The sequence below is a fragment of the Streptomyces anatolicus genome, assembly GCF_019400875.1.
In the GTDB taxonomy this organism is placed as follows: domain Bacteria; phylum Actinomycetota; class Actinomycetes; order Streptomycetales; family Streptomycetaceae; genus Streptomyces; species Streptomyces anatolicus.
Map to the genome: position 1 here is coordinate 16033 of NZ_WMBF01000012.1, position 21186 is coordinate 37218.

A 21186-nucleotide genomic window follows, 5' to 3' on the forward strand; every position below is an offset into this window, starting at 1 on the left:
TCCTTCCATCAGCTCAGATCACTCTCGAATTCATCGATTTCGTCCTGCGAGAGGTCCAGCAGGGAGACATCGGAGGGGGTGAGGCCGCCGGCCTCGGGTCGTGCCGCGCAATCGGCCAGGGCGGCGAGGGCCTGGAACCACAGGTCGGCCAGCTCCCGGACCTCCCGCTCGTCGAAGAGCGAGTCCGGCCACGACCAGATGGCCACCAGCCGCACGCCGTCGGGCCGGTCCTGCGCCACAGCGCTCAGGCCGAGGGCGTGGGCCAGCGGTCTGGCGTCGTCGCCGCCGCTGCCGAGGGTCTCGGTGGCCTCGGGCGGCGCCGCCCAGTCCTCGGCGCGGGTCGCCGCCGCGTCTACGGCGCTGAACCGGCCGAGGTAGTTGAAGCCCAGCTGAGGCTCCGGGTGACCGGCGAGTTCCGGGCCGGTCCGCGGGTTCAGATGACGCAGCAGCCCGTAGCCGATCCCCTTGTCCGGGATCGCCCGCAGCTGCTCCTTGACCCGCTTCAGCGCGGTGCCGAGAGCCGGGCCGCCCGACCACACCTCGTCCGACGGCAGCGCGCCGGGGTCGACGGCGACCGGATAGAGGTTCGTGAACCAGCCGACCGTGCGGGACAGATCCGTCCCGTCCACGATCTCCTCACGGCCGTGGCCCTCGAGGCCCACCAGTACCGCGGTGCCGTCGCCTCGGCCACGGCCCGAGCGCCAGCGCGCCACGGCCAGCGCCAGAGCGGTCAACAGCACTTCGTCGACCGCCGCGTTGAACACCGCGGGCACCCTCCCCAGGAGCGGATCCGCCACCGCGTCCGGCAACGACACCGTCAGCTGACGTGCCGAGGCCACCACATCACGCGTGGGGTCCAGCCGCCTGTGTCCGAGCAACGGGTCCGGCGTACCGAGCACGGAACGCCAGAGCGCCGTCTCGCCGGCCCGGGCGGGTGACACCGCCTCGTCCGACAGCAGCCGCGACCACCGGCGGAACGACGTCCCCACCGGCTCGGGCTTGGGCTCCTCGCCGGCGACGACCGCCTCCCAGGCGGCCCTGAGGTCCTCCTGGAGGACGCGCCAGGAAACACCGTCGACGGCCAGGTGGTGCACGAGGAGCAGCAGCCGCCCCGGCCGGTGCGGACCGGCGTCGAACCAGACCGCTCGTACCATGTCGCCGTCCGCAGGGGAGAGCTGTGTCTGTACCCGCGTCTGGGCGTCGCCGACCACGCCGATCAGGTCGCTCTGCGCCACGCGCGAGATGTCGGTACGGCTGATCAGCCCGGCCGCCTCGACGGCGCCCCGGGGTGCGATGTCCAGGCGCCGGCCCCCGGGGCCGTCCACGACCCGCGAGCGCAGTGTGTCGTGGTGGTCCAGGACGGCCTGCAGGGTCGCCGCGAGCCGCGGCTCGTCGCAGTCCGCGGGCACCTGCAGAAGGGCCGCCTGGTGTACGGCGTCCGTCGGGCCGCCCCGCTCGTACAGGTCCAGCATGACCGGCGTGAGCGCCAGCTCACCGACGGCGTCCTCGGGGGTCTCGTCCGCCGGCCGGTCCTCGTCCGCACGGGCGATCCTGGCGAGCGCCCGGACCGTCCGGTGCTTGAACACGTCCCGCAGGCTGATCAGCAGGCCCGCCTTGCGGGCCCGGCCGGCCAGCTGGATGGAGACGATGCTGTCGCCGCCCAGCTCGAAGAAGTCGTCGTCGAGACCGACCTGGTCGCTGCCCAGCACCTCGGCGAACAGCCGGGCCAGGACGGCCTCCCGGGAGCCGGACCCGCTCTCGCGTTCCGTTGCCGCCGCCTCGTCCGCGGCTTCCGCCCCGGCGTCCTGCCCCACTCGCTGCTGGAGCTTCGACCGCACGCCCGACCACCAGTGGGTCAGCCGGTCGTCGCCCAGCTTGCCGACGGGCAGCGCCGGGTCGCCGGCGATGGTCTCGAGCACCTCGCGCAGCCCCTGCACGACGACCTCGGTCTCCGCCGCCGTGAACAGGTCCGGGCGGTAGCCCAGCCGGCAGTGCAGCTGGTTCCCTGACAGTCCGGCGTCCAGGGTGAGCGGGTAGTGGGTGGCGTCGTTCATCTCCAGGTCCACGGCGCGCACCTGCCCGCCGTCGCCGCCGAAGCCCGCGCCGTCGGCGGGGATGTTCTGGAACACCAGCAGGGTGTCGAACAGTTCGCCCTTCCCGGCCAGCCGCTGAAGGTCGGCGAGCCCGACGTGCTGATGGGACATCAGCTCCACCTGCTGGTCCCACAGCCGGGACAGCAGGGCGTCGACCGGCTCACCGGCGTCGTACGCGACGCGCACCGGAACGGTGTTGATGAACAGCCCGACCATCCGCTCGATACCGGCGACCTCCGGCGGCCTGCCGGACACGGTGGCCCCGAAGACCACGTCGTCGCGTCCGGTGAGCCTGCCGAGCAGCAGGCCCCAGGCGCCCTGGACGACGGTGTTCATCGTCATGCCGTGCCGGCCGGCGAGCGCGGTCAGTCTCGCGACCACGTCACCGTCGAAAGTCACGGAGATCTTCTCCGTCGCGACCGAAGCACGGTCCGGATCGGCCGGTGCGAGCAGAGTGGGCTCCACCGTCGGGTCCAGCACGGCGCGCCACGCCTGTTCGGAGACTTCCCGGTCCTGGCGGCCGACCCATTCCAGATAGCCGCGGTACGGACGGACTTCCGGCAGGCCCGCCGGGTCGCCACCGGAGGCGTACAGCCGCATGAGTTCGTCGAGCAGGATCGGCGTGGACCAGCCGTCAAGCAGGAGGTGATGGAGTGTCAGGACGAGCCGGGCGCGGCCCGCGCCGAGCCTCAGCAGGGCGCAGCGCAGCAGCGGGGGCCTGGTGACGTCGAACCGTTCCGCTCTGGCCTCGCGCATCAGGCGGTCGACCTCGGCGGCGCGCTCGGCGGCGGTCAGCGCGCCGAGGTCGGTCTCGCTCCAGGGGAGCTCGCTGCCGGCCGGCACGAACTGCACCGGCTGGGACAGTCCTTCGTACGCGAATCCCGCCCGCAGGTTGTCGTGCCGTGCCAGCAGCGCCTGCACCGCGCCGCGCAGCACTCCGGTCTTCGGGTCGCCCTCCAGATCGAGGCCGAACTGGACGGTGTAGACGTCGGGTTCGCGCTCGTCGTAGAGCGAGTGGAACAGCAGCCCTTCCTGGAGCGGCGCCAGCGGAAGCACATCGGTCAGGCCCTGCCCGCTCCGCTCCAGCAGTTCGATCTCCCGCTGGTCGAGCCGGACCAGCGGGAAGTCCGAGGGGGAACGCCCGCCGCCGCTCACACCGGCGTCGGCGATGATCCCTTGAACCGCCCGCTGCCAGGCCTCGGCCAGGTCCCGTACGTCCGCCTCGGCGAACATCGCCTCCGGCCAGGACCAGCGCGCCCTCAGGCGCGGACCGTCCGCCTCGTCCGCCACCCATACGTCCACGTCGAGGGCGTACGTCACCGGCATGCCCGGGTCCACGGCCTCGACCGCCCGGACGGCGCCCGCCGAGCCGAACGGCACGGAGCCGTCGTCGAGCGGCGCCGCGAAGCGGCCCTGGTACCGGACCCTGACCTGGGGGGCGGCGAAGCCGGCGAACAGTGGCGCCGTCTGCGGGTTGAGGTGCCGCAGCAGCCCGTACCCGAGGCCGTGGTCCGGGACGGCCGCCAGCTGCTCCTTGACCCGCTTCAGCAGGGCGCCGGGGGAAGCCTGCCCGGCCCGGCTGTCGTCGTTCTCCGCGTCGAGGAGGTCGAGTCGTACCGGATAGGTGGACGTGAACCGGCCCAGCGTGCGGGAAAGGTCGGTGCCCCCGGGCGCGTGGCCCCGGCCGTCGGCCTCCAGGCCGACCAGGACACCGCTGCCGGTGTTCCGACCCTGCCGGGTGCGCCACTCGTCGACGGCGATGGCGAAGGCCCCGAGCAGAACCTCCTGGAGTCCGGTGGAGAAGCGCTCCGGAACCGAGGTCAGCAGTGACTCCGATTCGGTACGGGAGAACTCCGTCTCCACGTCGCGAACGCTGGCCGCGGTATCCCGGCGCGGGTCGAGCGGCCGGCCGGTGAGCGGCGCGGTGTCCGCGCCGAGCATCCCGGTCCACACCTCGAGTTCGTCGATGAGCTCCGGGACGGCGGCCGCGGCCGCCCTGCCCTCGGCCCATGCACGGTAGGTCGTGGTCACGGGCGGCAGCTGCGGGACGTGTCCCGCCGCCACCGCCTCCCACGCCGTCCGCAGGTCCGATGTCAGGATCCGCCAGGAGTCCGTGTCGGCCGCCAGCGCGTGCATCACCAGGAGCAGCCGGTGCTCTCCCTCCGGGCCGCCGTCGAACCAGACGGCCCGGAACACGACGCCGTCCTCCGGGGCGACAGAGGACCGGGCGAGACCCTCGTGCTCCGTCAGCAGCGCGGCCCGCGTTTCGGCGTCGGTGCCGCGCACCTCGACCCGGGTGAGCAGCGAGTCGGCGCTCACCTCGCCGCGCGGACGTACCTCCAGGCCCCAGACGTGATTCCCGGCGCGGCGCGTGAGCCGCAGCCGCAGTGCGTCGTGGTGGTCGAGGAGCGCCTGGACCACCGTGCGCAGGCTGTGGCCGTCGCAGCCCTCCGGCAGCCTCAGCCAGGCGGTCGTGACGGAACGGTCGACCGGACCGCCGCGTTCGCGCAGCGCGTGCACGGCCGGGCTGAGCGGGACCTCACCGGTCCCGGCGTCCTGGACGGCGGGCTCGGTGCTCTCCTCGCCGAGACCGACGGCCGCCGCGGCCAGCTCCTCGACCGTACGGTGGCGCAGTACGTCTGCCGCGGTGAACTCGAGTCCCGCCTCGCGCGCCCGGCTCACCAGCTGGATCGAGACGATGCTGTCCCCGCCCAGCTCGAAGAAGCTGTCGTCGACTCCCACCCGCTCGACGCCGAGCAGGTCGCGGATCAGCTCGCAGAGCACCCTCTCCTTCTCGTCGCGCGGCGCCCGGGCGTCCGCACGCGCGCCGAAGTCGGGCTCCGGCAGCGCCTTGCGGTCGACCTTCCCGTTGGCACTCAGCGGCAGTTCGCCGAGCGTCGTGAACGCGACGGGCACCATGTACTCCGGCAGGCGCTCCGCCAGGTGGCCGCGGAGTTCCCCGGACGACACGGACCGGTCGCCGATGGCCACCACACAGGCCGCCAGCCGGTTTCGCCCGGTCGCGTCCTGGTGGACGGTCACCGCCGCGTGGCTGACGTCCGGGTGGGCCGTGAGCGCCGCCTCGATCTCGCCGAGCTCGATCCGGAATCCCCGGATCTTCACCTGGTCGTCGGTGCGGCCGACGAACTCCAGCTGGCCGTCGTCGCGCCGGCGCACGAGGTCACCCGTGCGGTAGAAGCGTTCACCCGGCGCCCCGAACGGATTGGCGACGAAGCGCTCCGAAGTGAGCGCGGCACGGCCCAGGTAGCCGCGGGCGAGGCCGGCGCCCGCGATGTACAGCTCGCCGGCCACGCCGGCCGGCACCGGCCGCAGGAAGTCGTCGAGCACGTACGCCGCGGTGTTCCACACCGGGAAGCCGATCGGTGAGTGCACCGCGCCGGACTGCGGCCGGCTCATGGTGGCACACACGGTGGTCTCGCTCGGTCCGTACACATTGAGCAGACGGCGCCCCGCCGACCAGTGGGCGACCTGGTCCGGCGGGCATGCCTCGCCTCCGACCGCGAGCGTGCGCAGCGTGGGCAGTTCGGTACGGGGCAGTGTGGCCAGCACGCCCGCCGTGATCTGCAGGTGGGTGACGCCGTGGTCGCGTACGAGCGCGGCCAGTTCGTCGCCCGCGGGCTGCTGGTTGCCCTCCGGCAGCACCAGGGTGGCTCCGCTGAGCAGGGTCATCGACAGGTCGGCCATCGACACGTCGAAGCTGGGCGAGACCGCCTGCAGGATGCGGCTGTCCCCGTCGATGCCGAAGTTCTCCGCGTGCGCGCCGGCCATACCGGCGATGCCGTGGTGGGTGACCACGACGCCCTTGGGACGGCCGGTGGAGCCCGAGGTGTAGATGACGTACGCCGGATGACCGGTCACGAGCGCGGCCGTCCGGTCCGCGTCAGCGGGGTCGGTGTCGCGGGCCCCGGCCACCGCGGCGCGGACAGCCGGCGCGTCGACGGCCAGCACGGCCGCACCCTCGGGCAGGGTCAGCCTGCCCGCCGTGTCCTCGGTGGTGAGGACCAGCGCGGGGCTCGAGTCCTCGGCGATGAAGGCGATACGCTCCGCCGGGTATCCGGGGTCGACCGGCAGGTGCGCGGCGCCCGCCTTGAGTACGCCCAGGGTCACCGCCAGCCAGTCCACCGAACGCGGTACGGCGACGGCCACCCGCTGCTCGGGGCCGATGCCACGGCCGATGAAGTGGTGCGCCCACTGATTCGCCCGCGCGTTGAGTTCCGCGTAGGTCAGTCGCTGGTCGCCGGCGACCACCGCGAGCTGCCCGGGGCAGGCCGCGGCCTGCGCCTCGAACAGGGCGGGGAACGTCGCGGGCGGTACGTCGCGGGCCGTGTCGTTCCACTCGGCCAGGACCCGGTGCAGCTCGGCGGCGGACATCAGGTCGATACGGCTGAGCGGGAGTTCCGGGTCGGTGGTGACCGCGTCGAGCAGCGCGACGAACCGGGCCACGACCGACTCGACCGTGCTCCGGTCGAACAGGTCGCTGCGGTAGCTCACCTGGCCGCGCAGACCGGCGTGGCCGCCGTCCTTGGTGAAGACCTCGGTCAGCTCCATGCCCAGGTCCGTCTTGGCCGCGGTGAGCTGGATGTCGGCCGGGCTCACCGTCAGCCCGGGCAGTTCCAGACGGGGCGCCGCGTTGTTCTGGAAGGCGAGGAACACCTGGAACAGCGGGGTGTGCGCCATGGACCGTGCGGGGCTGAGCGCATCGGCGATCCGCTCGAAGGGGATGTCCTGATGGGCGTACGCCGCCAGGTCCGCGGCACGGACCCGGCCGAGCAGTTCGGCGAAGGCCGGATCACCCGAGGTGTCGGTGCGCAGTACCAGCGTGTTGACGAAGAACCCGACCAGTTCCTCGAGCGCCTCGTCACCGCGGCCGGCGACGGCGGTGCCGACCGGGATGTCGGTGCCGGAGCCGAGCCGGGTCAGCAGCGCCGCGAGCGCCGCCTGGGCCACCATGAACAGGCTGACCTGGTGGTCCCTGGCGAGGGTGGCGAGCTTGGCGTGGAGTTCGGCGCCAACGCCGAACTCGACGGTGCCGCCCTCGGCCGACATCTCGGCCGGCCGGGGCCGGTCGGTGGGCAGCGGCAGCTCCGCGGGGGCGCCGGCCAGCGTCTCCTGCCAGAAGGCCAGCTGGCGGGAGACCAGACTGTCCGGGTCGTTCTCGTCGCCGAGCAGCTCCCGCTGCCACAGCGTGTAGTCCGCGTACTGCACCGGAAGTGGCGTGAACGCGGGTGCGTGGCCGGCCTGCCGGGCGGCGTACGCCGTGGACAGATCTCGGGCGAGCGGAGCGTTCGACCAGCCGTCGGTCGCGATGTGGTGGACCGTCAGCAGCAGTACGTGTTCGGTGTCCGAGAGCGCGAACAGAGAGGCTCTGAACGGGAGTTCACCGGCCAGGTCGAAGCCCCGGCGGGCGCTCTCGCGCAGCGCCTCGGCCAGCCCTCCCTCGGTGGCCGTGACGACCTCCAGGGGCACGGCCACCGCGTCCGGCGCGAGGACGTGCTGGCGCGGCTTGCCCCCGGTGTCCGGGTAGAGCGTGCGCAGCACCTCGTGGCGCGCCACGACGTCGGACACGGCCGCGCGCAGCGCGTCCCGGTCGAGGGTGCCGCTGAGCCGGACGCCGATGGGGATGTTGTACGTCCCCGAGGGGCCCTCCACGCGGTCGAGGAACCACAGGCGGAGCTGGGCGAACGACAGCGGGATCTCCGCCGGGCGCTGCCACGGCGCCGGCTCGGGCCGGGCGGAGTCGCCCGTACCGAGCCGGGTGGCCAGCAGTGCGGGGGTCGGCGCCTCGAAGACCGCGCGTACGTCGACGTCCGCGCCGAAGGCCGAACGGACCCGGCTGAGCAGCCGGACCGCGCTCAGCGAGTTGCCGCCGAGCTGGAAGAAGTCGTCGTCCACGCCTGCCTCGGGCACATCGAGGATCTGGGCGAACAGGCCGCACAGGATTTCCTCCTGCGGGGTGCGTGGGGCACGGACCGCGGCCGCGGCCGCGAATTCGGGCTCGGGCAGGGCCTTGTGGTCGAGCTTGCCGTTGCGGGTCAGCGGCAACTCGTCGAGTACGACGACCGCCTCCGGGACCATGTACTCGGGCAGCGACGCCGCGAGCCGGTCGCGTACCGTCCGGCCGCTGAGCTGCGCTCCGGCGACCGGCACGACGTACGCCACCAGTCTGCCGCTGTCCGCTGCGCCGGCGCGGACGATCACTGCCTGGGCGGCGACCTCCGGCACGGCGGCCACGGCGGCCACGATCTCGCCGAGCTCGATGCGGTGACCGCGGAGCTTCACCTGGTCGTCGGCGCGGCCGACGAACACGAGGTTTCCGTCCGCCTGCCGGCGGGCGACGTCACCGGTGCGGTACATGCGCTCGCCCGCCGGGCCGTACGGGTCGGCGACGAACCGCTCGGATGTCAGGGCGGCCCGACCGAGGTAGCCCCGGGCCAGGCAGGGCCCGGCCAGGTACAGCTCGCCCGCCACGCCGGCCGGCGCGGGCCGCAGCAGCGCGTCGAGGACGTACGCCCGGACGTTGCCCTGCGGGCGGCCCATGGGAACGGGGCCGGCCGGCACGTCGGCGCCCGGTTCGATGCGGTACTCCGTGACGTTGACGGTGGCCTCGGTGGGCCCGTACACGTTCCAGACGGTGGCGTCCGGGTGGCGCTCGCGCCACGCGGTGAGGGCCTCGCCGAACAACGCCTCGCCGCCGAGCAGCAGTTCGGTGTCCGGCGAGTACGCGGCCGGCAGCGCACCGAGCAGCGGCAGATGGCTGGGCGTGGCCTTCATGAACGTGCAGGGGGTCGCGGAGAGCCTGCCCGAGACCGTGTCGTCCTCCTCCAGTGCGGCGACCACGACGGTGCCGCCGACCGTGAGCGGGGTGAACAGCGCGGTGACGGTGAGGTCGAAGGAGACCGGCGAGTGCAGCAGCGCGAGGCCTGCGGCGCCCGGGTAGGCGAGCCCGGTCCAGCCGAGGTAGTCCACGACCGAACGGTGCGCCACCACGACACCCTTGGGGCGGCCGGTCGAACCGGAGGTGTAGATGACGTACGCCGGGTGGTCCGGAGTCAGCGGCGTGTCGCGGTCGGGGTCGGCGGGGTCGCCGGCGGACTGCCGTTCGGTCTCCCGCGCCGTCTGCGGGTCGTCGGTCACCAGCAGCCCGATGTCCGTGGGCGGCAGTGCGGCGCTCACCGCGCGGGTGGTCACGAGCAGCTGCGGCGACGCGTCGTCGAGCAGGTAGCGGATGCGGTCGTGCGGGTACGCGGGGTCGACCGGCACGTACGCCGCGCCGGACTTGAGGACGGCGAGCAGGGCGACGACGAGGTCGGCCGAGCGTTCCATGGCGATGGCCACCAGCCGCTCGGGGCCCGCGCCCCGGGCGATCAGGGCGTGTGCCAGCCGGTTGGCCCGCCGGTTCAGTTCGGCGTAGGTCAGTTCGGTGGCCCCGTGCACGACGGCTGTCGCGTCGGGCGTGCGCTCGGCCTGGGCCTGGAACAGTTCGGGCACGACGGCCTGGGACCCGGGGACGGCGGGGCCGTTCCAGCCGGCCGTCAGCTGCCGAAGCTCCTCCTCGCCCAGCAGGTCGAGCCTGCCGACGGGCGTCCGCGGCCCGGCGGCCACGGCCTCCAGCACCCGGCGCAGCCGGTCGGTGGCGGCGTGGACGAGCTGCGGGTCGAGCAGGTCGGAGCGGTAGTACCAGTTGAGGACCATCCGCTCGTCGTCCTGCATCACCACCATGCCCAGCGGGTAGTGGTTGTCGCCCTTGGTGTCCACGTCGGACAGGGCGAGGCCGTGCACGGTGTCCTGTGCCCCGGGGTCGGCCGGGAAGTTCTCGAAGACCACGGCCGTGTCGAACAGCGTGGTCAGACCGGCGAGCTGCTGGAGTTCGGCGAGCCCGATGTAGTGGTGCGCGAGGAGTTCCACCCGCTGTTCCTGCACTCGGCAGAGGGTGTCGATCAGCGACGCGGCCGGGTCGATCCGTACCCGTACGGGCACGGTGTTGCTGAAGAGCCCGACCATCGACTCGACGCCCGGGAGCTCCGGCGGGCGGCCGGAGACCGTCTCGCCGAACAGCACGTCGTCGCGGCCGGTGAGTCCGGCGAGCACGATGCCCCAGGCGCCCTGTACGACGGCGTTCATGGTGAGTCCGTGCGTACGGGCCGCCGCGGCCAGGGCGGAGGTCAGCACGGAGGGCAGCTCGTCCACGATCCGTCCCGGCAGGGCGGCGGTGTGGTCCGCGGCGGCCGGAGCCACCAGAGTCGGCTCGTCGACGCCGGCCAGCGCCTGGCGCCAGGCGTCCCGGGCGGCCTCCCGGTCCTGTCCGGCCAGCCAGGCCAGATAGTTCTTGTACGGGGCGACGGGCGGCAGCGCCACGTCGTCGCCCCGTGTGCCGTACAGCGCGAAGAGTTCGCCGGCGAGCACCGGCGCCGACCAGCCGTCCAGCAGCAGGTGATGGGCGGCGACGAGCAGCCGGTGGGTGTCCTCGCCGAGCCGGATGAGGGTGAAGCGCAGCAGCGGCGGGCGCTGCGGATCGAAGCGACGCGACCGCTCCTGGACCAGCAGCCGGTCGAGTTCGGTGCGCTGCTCGTTCTCGCCCAGAGCGGTCAGGTCCACCTCGTTCCAGGGGAGTTCGACCTCTTCGGGAACGAGCTGTACGGGGTTGCCCTCGCTCGTGTAGTGGAACGCGGCGCGCAGACTGTCGTGGCGGCGCAGCAGTCCGGCCACGGCGGCGCGGAGCGCCTCGACGTCCAGCTCGCCGCGTAGGTCCACAGCGAGTCGCGTGATGTAGACGTCCTCGGCCTGCTGGTCGTACTCGGTGTGGAAGAGCAGCCCCTCCTGAAGCGGGGAGAGCGGCAGTACGTCGGCCAGCCGCGGCTGGGCCTGTTCCAGCCGGCCGATCTCCGCCTGGGTGAGCGGGACGAGCGGCAGGTCGGAGGGGATGAGCCCGCCCGCGCCGCCGGGCCGGTCCGCGAGCGTGACCAGGGCCTCGAGGGCCTTGAACCACGCCTGCGCCAGCTCCTCGACATCGCCCTCGGCCAGCAGCTCGCCCGGCCAGGACCAGGTGACGGAGAGCCGGGGGCCCTCGATGGAGGTCTCGGTGACCGCGTTGACGACAAGGGTGTACGGCAGCGGGGTGGCCGGGTCGGCGCCGCCGCCCAGGCTGCTGTCCTGAGTGTCCCCGTCGGTGCCCCCGATACGGCCGAGGTAGTTGAAGCCGATCTGCGGCTCGCCGAACTTGGCGAGGGTCACGGCGGTGCGCGGGTTGAGGTGGCGCAGCAGGCCGTAGCCGATGCCGTTGTCCGGGATGGCGCGCAGCTGCTCCTTGACCGCCTTGAGGGCGGCCGAGAGGGCGGGGCCGCCCTCGAAGAGTTCGGTGGCGGGCAGCTCGCCCGGGTCGAGACGTACGGGGTACAGACTGGTGAACCAGCCGACCGTACGGGACAGGTCCGATCCTTCGAGTATCTCCTCGCGGCCGTGCCCCTCCAGACCGACGAGGACGGAGGAGCCGTCACCGCGGCCCTGGCGGCGCCGCCAGTCGGCGACGGCGACGGCGAGCGCGGTGAGCAGCACGTCGTTGATCCGGGCGTTGAAGGCCGCGGGTACGCGGCCGAGCAGCGGCTCCGTCACGTCGGCGGGGAGCCGCAGGGTGAGGTGCCCGGCAGAGGCGAGCGTGTCGCGCTCCGGGTCCAGCGGTCGCTCGGTGAGCAGCGGGTCCGGGGCGGACAGAATGCCGCGCCACAGGGGGAGTTCGCGTATCCGGTCCGGCTCGCCTGCCGCCGCGGTCAGCTGCTGGGCCCAGCGGCGGAAGGACGTTCCGACCGGCTCGGGGGTGAATGTCTCTCCTGCGGCCGCAGCCTCGAGGGCGGCGGTGAACTCGGGCAGCAGGATCCGCCAGGAGACGCCGTCGACCGACAGGTGGTGGATGACCAGCAGCAGCCGGCCGGCACGCTCACGGCCCGCGTCGAACCAGACGGCCTGGACCATGCGGCCCGCCTCGGGGTCGAGCCTCGCCTGGGCGGCGGCGAACTCCCGCTCGGTGACGGCGGCGAGCTCGTCCGCGTCGACGCCGCTGACGTCCACACGGTGCAGGCAGTCCTCGGCGGGTACGGTGCCGCGCGGGGTGATCTCCAGCGTCCACTCCCCGATGTCCTCGATGCGGGTCAGCCGCAGCCGCAGTGCGTCGTGGTGGTCGAGGAAGGTCTGAAGTACGGCGGTGACGCGCCCGGTGTCCAGTGCGGCGGGGGCCGGGAGCGGCATGGCCTGGTTGAAGTGGCTCACATCGCCGCCGTGTTCGCTGAACCAGTGGATGATCGGGGTCAGCGGCACACCGCCGACGCCGTCGGACGGTGCTCGGCGAGCGGGCGCGGCGGCATCCTTGGCCACGGCGGCGAGCGCCTCGACCGTCCTGTGGGTGAAGACGTCGCGCGGGCTGAAGCGCAGCCCGGCCTTGCGGGCACGGCTGATCAGCTGGATGGAGCCGATGCTGTCGCCGCCGAGCTCGAAGAAGCTCTGGTCGACACCGACCTTCGCCACCCCGAGGACCTCGGCGAAGAGCGTGCAGAGCAGCTCCTCACGGGCGTTGCCCGGCGCGCGCCCCTCGGCCGCGGTGAACTCCGGAGCGGGCAGGGCCTTGCGGTCCAGCTTGCCGTTGACCATCAGAGGCAGCGCGTCCAGCGTGACCACCAGCGCCGGGACCATGTACTCGGGCAGCCGCCCGGCCACGAACTCCCGCAGCTCCTGGGCGTCCACCGTGCCCGGACCGGCCGGTACGACGTACGCGACGAGCTGCTTCACACCGGGCTGCGCCTCGTGCACCACCACGGCGGCCTGGTCCACACCCTCGTACCGGACCAGGACGCTCTCGATCTCGCCCAGCTCGATCCGGAAACCCCGCACCTTGACCTGGTCGTCGGCTCGGCCGACGAACTCCAACTGGCCGTCGTCGAGCCGGCGCACCACGTCCCCGGTCCGGTACATACGCTCCCCCGGCCCTCCGAACGGGTCGGCGGAGAACCGCTCCGCGGTCAGTCCGGCGCGCCGCAGGTAGCCGCGGGCCAGGCCCGGTCCCGCCACGTACAGCTCGCCCGGGACACCCGGCGCCACCAGCCGCAGCGCCCCGTCCAGCACATAGGCACGCGTGTCGAGCACCGGCGCGCCGATGGGCGGCACCCCGCCGGCCGGTGCCAGCGGCGTGCTGATCGACACCGCGACCGTGGACTCGGTGGGGCCGTACGCGTTGACCATGCGGCGGCCCGGGGCCCACCGCTCCACCAGCTCGGCCGAGCACGCGTCGCCGCCCACGATCAGGCACGCGAAGTCGGGAAGACCGGCCGCCGGCACGCTCGCGAGCGCGGCGGGCGGGATCAGCGCGTGCGTCACCCGGCGGTCCGCGATCACCTCGGCCAGCGGCTCGCCCGCCAGCGGCCCCGGCTCGGGCACCACCACGGCCGCTCCGGAGGTGAGCGTCATGCACAGCTCCAGCACCGACGCGTCGAAGCTCGGCGAGGAGAACTGCAGCACCCGGCTCGTGGACGTGACGGCGAACCGCTCGCGCTCAGTGGCGGCGAACGCGGCCAGACCCGCGTGCGTCACCACGACTCCCTTGGGCACACCCGTGGAGCCGGACGTGTAGATCACATAGGCGGGGCTGTCCACCGACACCGGTCCGGCCGGCACCTGGCCGGCGGGCGGCTCCTGCTGGTCGTCGGCGCCGAGGACGACCACCGGCACGCCCTCGCTCCGGGGCACCACACCCGCGTACGCGGCGGTGGTGAGCACTGCGGCCGGGCGCGCGTCCGAGAACATGAAACCGATGCGCTCGGCAGGATAGTCCGGGTCCACCGGCAGATACGCGGCGCCCGCTTTCATCACGGCCAGCGAGCCGACCACCGACTCCACCGACCGCCCCAGCACCAGTGCCACGATCTGCTCGGGCCCCACACCGAGGCCCGCGAGCCGCGCCGCCAGCTTCTCGGCGCGGGCGTCCAGCTCGGCGTACGTCAGCGAGACCTCGGCGGACTCGACCGCCACCGCGTCGGGGGTACGCGCCACCTGCGCCGCGAACAGCTCGGGGAAAGACGCCTGCTCCACGGTGGAGCCGGCGGCCCCGGCCAGCCCGGCCCGCTCCCGCTCGGTCAGCAGGTCCAGGGACGCCACGGCCCGCGTCGGGTCCTCGGTCAGCGTCTCCAGCAGCCGCACCAGGCGGCCACCGATGACCTCCACCTGCTCCCGCTCGAACAGGTCGGGGCGGTAGTTGAGCACCAGCCGCAGCCTGCCCTCGTACACGTGCGACACCAGGCACAGCGGGTAGTGGTTGGCGTCCAGCACGTCGAAGCCGTCGATGGTCAGGTCGCCCGCGAGGTCGCGCAGGTCCTGAAGGTCGAAGGGGAAGTTCTCGAACGCCACATAGGTGTCGAAGAGTTCGGCGTGGCCCGACAGCCGGTGGATGTCGCGCATCCCGGTGTGCTGATGCTCCATCATCTCCAGGTGCTCGCTCTGGAGCCGCTCCAGCACCGTCAGCAGCGAGTCGCCGCCGTGCAGCCGTACGCGGACGGGCAGGCTGTTGATGAGCATGCCGACCATGCGCTCGACGCCGGGGGCCTCCGGCGGCCGGCCGGAGACGACCGTACCGAAGACCACGTCGTCGCGGCCGGTCAGGACCGACAGCAGCAGGCCCCACGAGCCGTGCACGGCGCTGCTGAAGGTCAGGTCGTTGCCGCGCAGCCGCGCCGAGAGTGCCTCGGTGTCCTCGGCGGACAGCTCGATGGCCAGCTGCTCGGGGTGTACGACCGCCCGCCCCGGATCGGAGCGGATGAGCCGGGTGGGCGCGTCGATGCCGGCCAGTGCCCGTCTCCAGGCGTCCTCGGCCACGGCACTGTCCTGCCCGGCCAGATGGGCCAGGTGCTCGCGGAACGGCGTGACCGGCGGCAGAGAGGTGACGTCCGCACCCTTGCCGTACAGCTCGAAGAGCTCGCCGAGCAGTACCGAGGTCGACCAGCCGTCGAGCAGGATGTGGTGGAAGGTGCACAGCAGCCGGTAGGCGTCGTCGGCGAGCCGCACCAGCCGGTAGCGCATCAGCGGCGGTCGCGCCAGGTCGAAGCGGTGTGCCTTCTCCTCGGCCTGGATACGGTCCAGTTCGGCCGCGCGCTCCGCCTCGCCGAGCTCCCGCAGATCCGTCTCGGACCAGGGAAGTTCGACCTCCCGGGCGACAACCTGCACCGGTCGGCTCTGCTTGGGGTGCAGGAAGCCGACCCGGAGGTTGGCGTGGCGGTGCAGCAAGGCCTCCGCGGTCGCGCGCAGGGTGCGTGCGTCCAGGCCGCCGCCGAGATCGAGCACCACCTGCACGGTGTAGACGTCGTTCCCGGTCTCGTCGTACAGCGCGTGGAAGAGGAGACCTTCCTGGAGCGGGGACAGCGGAAGAATGTCCTCGGGACCCGACTTCGTCATCACAGCGTCCTCCACTCGGCTTCGAGGCCGTCGATCTCGTCTTGGGAAAGGTCCACCAGCGCCAGGTCCGACGGCGTGTAGCCGCCGGCACCGGGCCGCTCGGCGTGGTCGGTCAGGACGCGCAGGGCGCGGAACCAGTCGTCCGCCAGCTCTCGTACATCGGCCACCGACAGCAGCCGGGCCGGCCAGGTCCAGGTGGCCATGAGCCGCGGACCGTCCGGATGGTCCTGGATCACGGCGTTGATCTCGAGCACATGTGACAGCGGCAGGTTGGCGCCCTCTTCGCGGACCGCCTCGCTCTCGGCTGCCGGACCCCATTCGGCGGAGGGCGCGTCGGCGCGCCCCAGGTAGTTGAAGAGCACGGGGGCCTGGGCGAGCCCGGCGAGCCGGGGTCCGGTCTCCGGGTGCAGATGTCGCAGCAACCCGTAGCCGATGCCGCCCTGCGGTACGGCCCGCAGCTGCTCCTTGACGTTGCGGAGCGCCTGGCCGGCCGCGGGGCCCGCCGCCCACAGCTCGGGCCAGTTCTCGACGCCGGGGTCGAGGCGGGCCGGGTGGATGGTGGTGAACCAGCCGACCGTGCGCGAGAGGTCCACGCCTTCGGCGAGCTCCTGGCGACCGTGTCCCTCCACGTCGATGAGGACTCCGTCGCCCTGCGGGAGGCCCCGGTGCCGGCGCCAGTTGTCGACCGCCAGCGCCAGAGCGGTGACCAGCACCTCGTGGACGCTCGCGTTGAGTGCCTCGGGCGCCTGCGTCAGCAGCGGTTCCGTACGGTCGGCCGGCATCGCCTGGGTGAGCTGACGGGCCCCGACGGCGGTGTCCGTCCGCGGGTCCAGTGCCTGATCGGCCAGGGCGGGGGCGGGCAGCCGCAGAGCCTCGGTCCACCGCGCGAGTTCCGCGTCGGCGGGGGCCGCGGCGCGTTCCCCCAGCAGTTCCGCCCAGCGCCTCAACGGCGTTCCCACCGGCGCCAGTTCCGCCTCCTTTCCGGCGGCCGCGGCCTCCCAGGCGGTGCGGAGGTCGGGCAGCAGGATCTGCCAGGAGACGCCGTCCACGACCAGGTGGTGCGCCGCGAAGAGCAGTCGTCCCGGCTGCTGCGGTCCGGCGTCGAACCAGACCAGCTGCACCATGATCCCGGCGCCCGGAGCCAGCCGTCCCCAGGCGCCGCGGGCCTCTGCCCGGACGACGGAGCGCAGGGCGTCACTGGTCATCCCGGTGATGTCCACCCGGCGGATCAGCCCGGCCGCCGCGACGCTGCCCCGCGCCGGTATCTCGTAACTCCAGTGGCCGTCCGGTCCGTTGCGGTCCAGGCGGGTCCGCAGCGCGTCGTGATGGTCCAGCACCGTCTGCAGGGCGGTCGCCAGCTCGGCCTCACCGAGCGCGGGAGGGGTCTGAACCAGTACTGACTGGTGGAAGGCGTCGACGGGGCCGCCGCGCTCCTCCAGCCACCGCATGATCGGCGTGGCGGGGAGCGGGCCGACGCCCGCGTCCGCGTCCGTTTCGGTCGGCTGCGGGGGGGCCGACTCGGTCACCGCGGCCGCGAGCGCGGCCACGGTCTTGAGCTCGAACACCTCCTTGGGGGACAGCGCCAGGCCGAGCCTGCGGGCGCGGGCCACCAGCTGGATGGAGACGATGCTGTCACCGCCGAGCCCGAAGAAGCTGTCGTGCAGGCCGACGGACTCCCGTCCGAGCACCTCGGCGAAGAGACCCGCTAGCGTCTCCTCCAGGGGGGTGCGCGGTGCGGAGCTGTCCTCAGCCCCCGCGAACACCGGTGCCGGCAGGGCTTTCCGGTCGAGTTTGCCGTTGGGGGTGAGCGGCAGGTCGTCGAGGACCACGACGACGGCCGGCACCATGTGGGCGGGCAGCGGCCCCTCCGCGTACGCGACCACCTCGGCCGGGTCGACGCTCTCCCCGGCCCGGGGGACCGCGTAGCCCACCAGCTGCCGGTGGCCCGGCACGTCCTCGCGGACTACGGCTGCGGCACGGGCCACCCGCGGGTGCTGCGCGAGCACGGCCTCGACCTCGCCCAGTTCGATCCGGAAGCCGTGCAGCTTGACCTGGTCGTCGACCCGGCCGAGGTACTCCAGCTCCCCGTCGGCGCGCCGGCGTCCCACGTCACCGGTGCGGTACATGCGCGTACCGGCCTCGCCGTACGGGTCCGCGACGAAGCGCTCCGCGGTGAGGGCCGAGCGGTTCAGATAGCCGCGGGCCAGCTGGCCACCGCCGATGTACAGCTCGCCCGCGACTCCGGCCGGGACGGGGCGCAGCGCCGGGTCCAGGACGTAGACGAGGGAGTTCCACATCGGGCGGCCGATCGGGACGGCTCCGCTGGGCGCGGGGTCGTCGGGGCGCAGGCGGTACTCCACGCAGCCGACGGTCGCCTCGGTCGGTCCGTACTCGTTGATGACGGTGACTCCGGGCCGCCGCCTGCGCCACTCCTCAACCACCTCGCCGATCAGCATCTCGCCGCCGACCACCAGTTCCCGGGTGGGTGAGAACTCCTCGGGCAGGACCCCGAGCAGGGCCAGATGCGACGGGGTCGCCTTGAGGAAGGAGGGGCGCGGCGCGCCGGTGCCGGGGCCTTCGAGCGGGGCGACGCGCACACAGCCGCCCGAGACGAGAGGGGCGTACAGCGCGGTGACCGTCAGATCGAAGGAGACCGGCGAGTGCAGGAGGGCGCTGTCGGCGACCGACGGGTAGCGCCGGCGCGCGTCCTCCAGATAGACGGCGACGGACCTGTGGGTCACGACAACACCCTTGGGGCGCCCGGTGGAGCCCGAGGTGTAGATGACGTACGCCGGATGAGCGGCGTCCAGCGGCCGTGTCCGGTCCTCGTCCCGCGGGGCGGTGGCCGGAGAGCGGCGATCCGCGGCGACGTCCAGCACGGGTACACCGCCGGGCACGGCAGCCCGGGTGCGCGCGTCGGCGACGACGAGCGCCGGCTCTGCGTCGCCGAGCATGAACGCGATGCGGTCCGCCGGGTATTCGGGGTCTACGGGCACGTAGGCCGCCCCGGCCTTGAGCACCGCGAGCAGCGCGACCACGAGGTCGGCCGAGCGGGGCAGCACCACGGCGACGCGCTCTTCCGGACCGGCGCCGGCGGCGATCAGCGCGTGCGCCAGCCGGTTCGCGCGGGCGTCGAGTTCGGCGTACGTGAGGGTGAGTTCGCCCTCAGTGAGTGCGGGCACATCCGGGGTACGGGTGACCTGGGCCTCGAACATCCCGGGAAGCAGCAGGGCCGGTTCGACGGCGGGGGCCCTGTTGAACTCCCGGACCGCCTGGTGGTGTTCGGCATCTGTCAGCAGGCGGATCTCGTTGAGCCGCTGTCCGGGGTCCGCGACGAACGACTGGAGCAGCCGGATCAGCCGCTGCGCCATCGTCTCGACGGTCGCGCGGTCGAAGAGGTCGGTGCTGTACTCCAGCCGTCCCGCGATGCCGGCGGCGCTCTCCCGGCCGGTCGAGCGCTCGTCCAGGCCGAAGAGCAGGTCGATCTTGGTGACGCCCGGGTCGACCTGCTGCGGTGTGGTGGTCAGTCCGGGCAGTTCCAGCGTGGACTCGGCCGGGGTCTGCACATCCATCATGACCTGGAACAGCGGGTTCCTGGCGAGGGAGCGCTCCGGGTTGAGCGCCTCGACCAGCCGCTCGAAGGGCACGTCCTGGTGGGCGTGGGCGGCCAGCGACATCTCGCGGGCCCGTGCCACGAGTTCGCGGACGGTCGGGTTTCCCGACACGTCGTTGCGGAAGACCACCGTGTTCACGAAGCAGCCGACGAGGTCGTCCAGCCGGGCGTCACCGCGCCCGGCCACCGCGCTGCCCAGGGGAATGTCGGTGCCCGCACCGTGCATGCTCAGCAGTACGGCGACGGCGCTCTGCAGCACCATGAAGAGGCTGGCGCGGCCGGACCGGCCGAGTTCGATCAAGCCCTGGTGCAGTGCGGCGTCGATCTCGAACCGGACGATGTCGCCGCGCTGGCTGAGTTCGCTCGGGCGCGGCCGGTCGGTGGGCAGGTCGAGTTCTTCCGGCAGTCCCGCCAGCGCTGTCTTCCAGTAGTCCAACTGGCGCGCGAGAGGGCTGTCCGGGTCGTGCTCGCCGCCGAGCACCGACTGCTGCCACAGCGTGTAGTCGGCGTACTGCACCGGCATGGGGTCGAAGGCCGGCGACTGCCCCGCCGTACGGGCGGTGTAGGCGCGGCCCAGGTCGCGGGCGAGGGGCGCCAGCGACAGGCCGTCGGCAACGATGTGATGCAGCACGACCAGCAGGACGTGGTCCTCCGGTCCGAGCACGAGCAAGCGCGGCCGGACGGCGAGTTCGGCGGTCAGGTCGAATCCCTCGGCCACCACTGCCGCCACACTCGCGTCGAGCGCCTGGGCCGTGACCGGCTGCTCGGTGAGCACGACCTGCGCGGCGGCCTCGTCCGGGGTGAGGATCTGCTGCCGGGGCGTGCCGTCCGTCTCGGGGAAGCGGGTACGCAGAGTCTCGTGCCGGGCCATGACGTCGAGGAACGCCGCGGCGAGCGCCGCCTGGTCCAGCCGCCCGGTGAGGCGCAGGGCGAGCCCCATGTTGTACGCGCCGCTCGGCCCCTGGAGCCGGTTGACCAGCCAGAGCCGCTGCTGGGTGAGGGAGAGCGGAAGCTCGGCGGGGCGCTCGGCCGGCGCCAGGGCCCGGCGGCGGCCCTCCGCTCCCTCGATGTGCGCGGCCAGTCCGGCGGCGGTGGGCGCTTCGAAGACGGTACGGATGGACAGTTCGACGCCGAAGGTCTCCCGTACGAGGCTCAGCAGGCGTATCGCGGAGAGCGAGTGTCCGCCGAGCGCGAAGAAGTTGTCGTCGGCACCGACCCTGGTGACCTTGAGGACTTCGGCGACCAGCGTGCAGAGCGACTCCTCGCGCGGGGTGCTCGGCGCGCGGTAGGCGGCGGGCTTGGCCGCCTCCGCGTCGCGGTGCCCGGTCGCGTCCGGCGCGGGCGGGGTCCAGACGTCGGGGACAGTCAGTGCGACCGTGTGCAGCTGGTCCGCGGGGTCGGCGGAGGCCAGGGCGGCGAGGAAGTCCACGAGTGCGCCGCGGTGCCCGGCGAGGTCGTCCGGGGTGTAGAGGTCGGCGTTGGCGTGGAAGTCGATGAGGAAGCCGTCGCCGTCGGTACGGTTGTCGACGACGAGGGAGAGGTCTTCCTCGGGGCCGATGGAGAATCCGCGCACCGTGGCGGTGTGGCCTGCGAACTGGAGCCGTTCGCCGTACATGATGAGGTTGATCTCCGGGCCCCACAGGCGCTTGCGGTCGCCCACCATGCTCAGATCGCGGTGGATGTCCTCGTAGCGGTAGCGCTGGTGGCGCAGCACCTGGTGGAGTTCGTCGCTGACCGCGCGCACGAAGCCCGCCACGGTCGCGTCCGGATCCGGAGTCAGGCGCAGGGGCAGTGCGTTGGAGACCATGCCGGGGGTGCGCTTGGCGGCGCTGCCGGGCCGGGCCGCCACCGCCAGGCCGAGGACGATGTCGTCGGCCCCGGTCAGTCGGTGGAGGTAGGCGGCGATGCCCGCCACGACGACGGCCGGCCAGCTGACGCGGGTTTCGCGGGCGAGGAACCGCAGCGCGTCGGCGCAGCCGGCGGAAACCTCACCGGCCTGCCGTACGTGGTCGGTGGGCACCCGGGTGGGGC

General features: G+C 73.0%; 2 protein-coding genes. Both read right to left on the reverse strand.

Features of this window, described 5'->3' with window-relative positions; genetic code table 11:
• Window positions 1-8: 8 nt before the first annotated feature.
• Window positions 9-15542 (reverse strand): non-ribosomal peptide synthetase, encoded by a 15534-nt coding sequence (locus GKQ77_RS02960; RefSeq protein WP_219686997.1) that lies wholly within the window; start codon window positions 15540-15542, stop codon window positions 9-11.
• On the reverse strand, window positions 15542-21175 hold the full coding sequence (locus GKQ77_RS02965; protein ID WP_308117531.1) for a non-ribosomal peptide synthetase: 5634 nt from the start codon (window positions 21173-21175) through the stop codon (window positions 15542-15544). Before GKQ77_RS02965 ends, GKQ77_RS02960 begins: the two co-directional genes overlap by 1 nt.
• Window positions 21176-21186: the final 11 nt, after the last annotated feature.

Coding starts and splice junctions, on each gene's coding strand:
- GKQ77_RS02960 (WP_219686997.1), bottom strand. CDS start 15,542: ATGACGAAGTCGGGTCCCGAGGACATTCTTCCGCTGTCCCCGCTCCAG.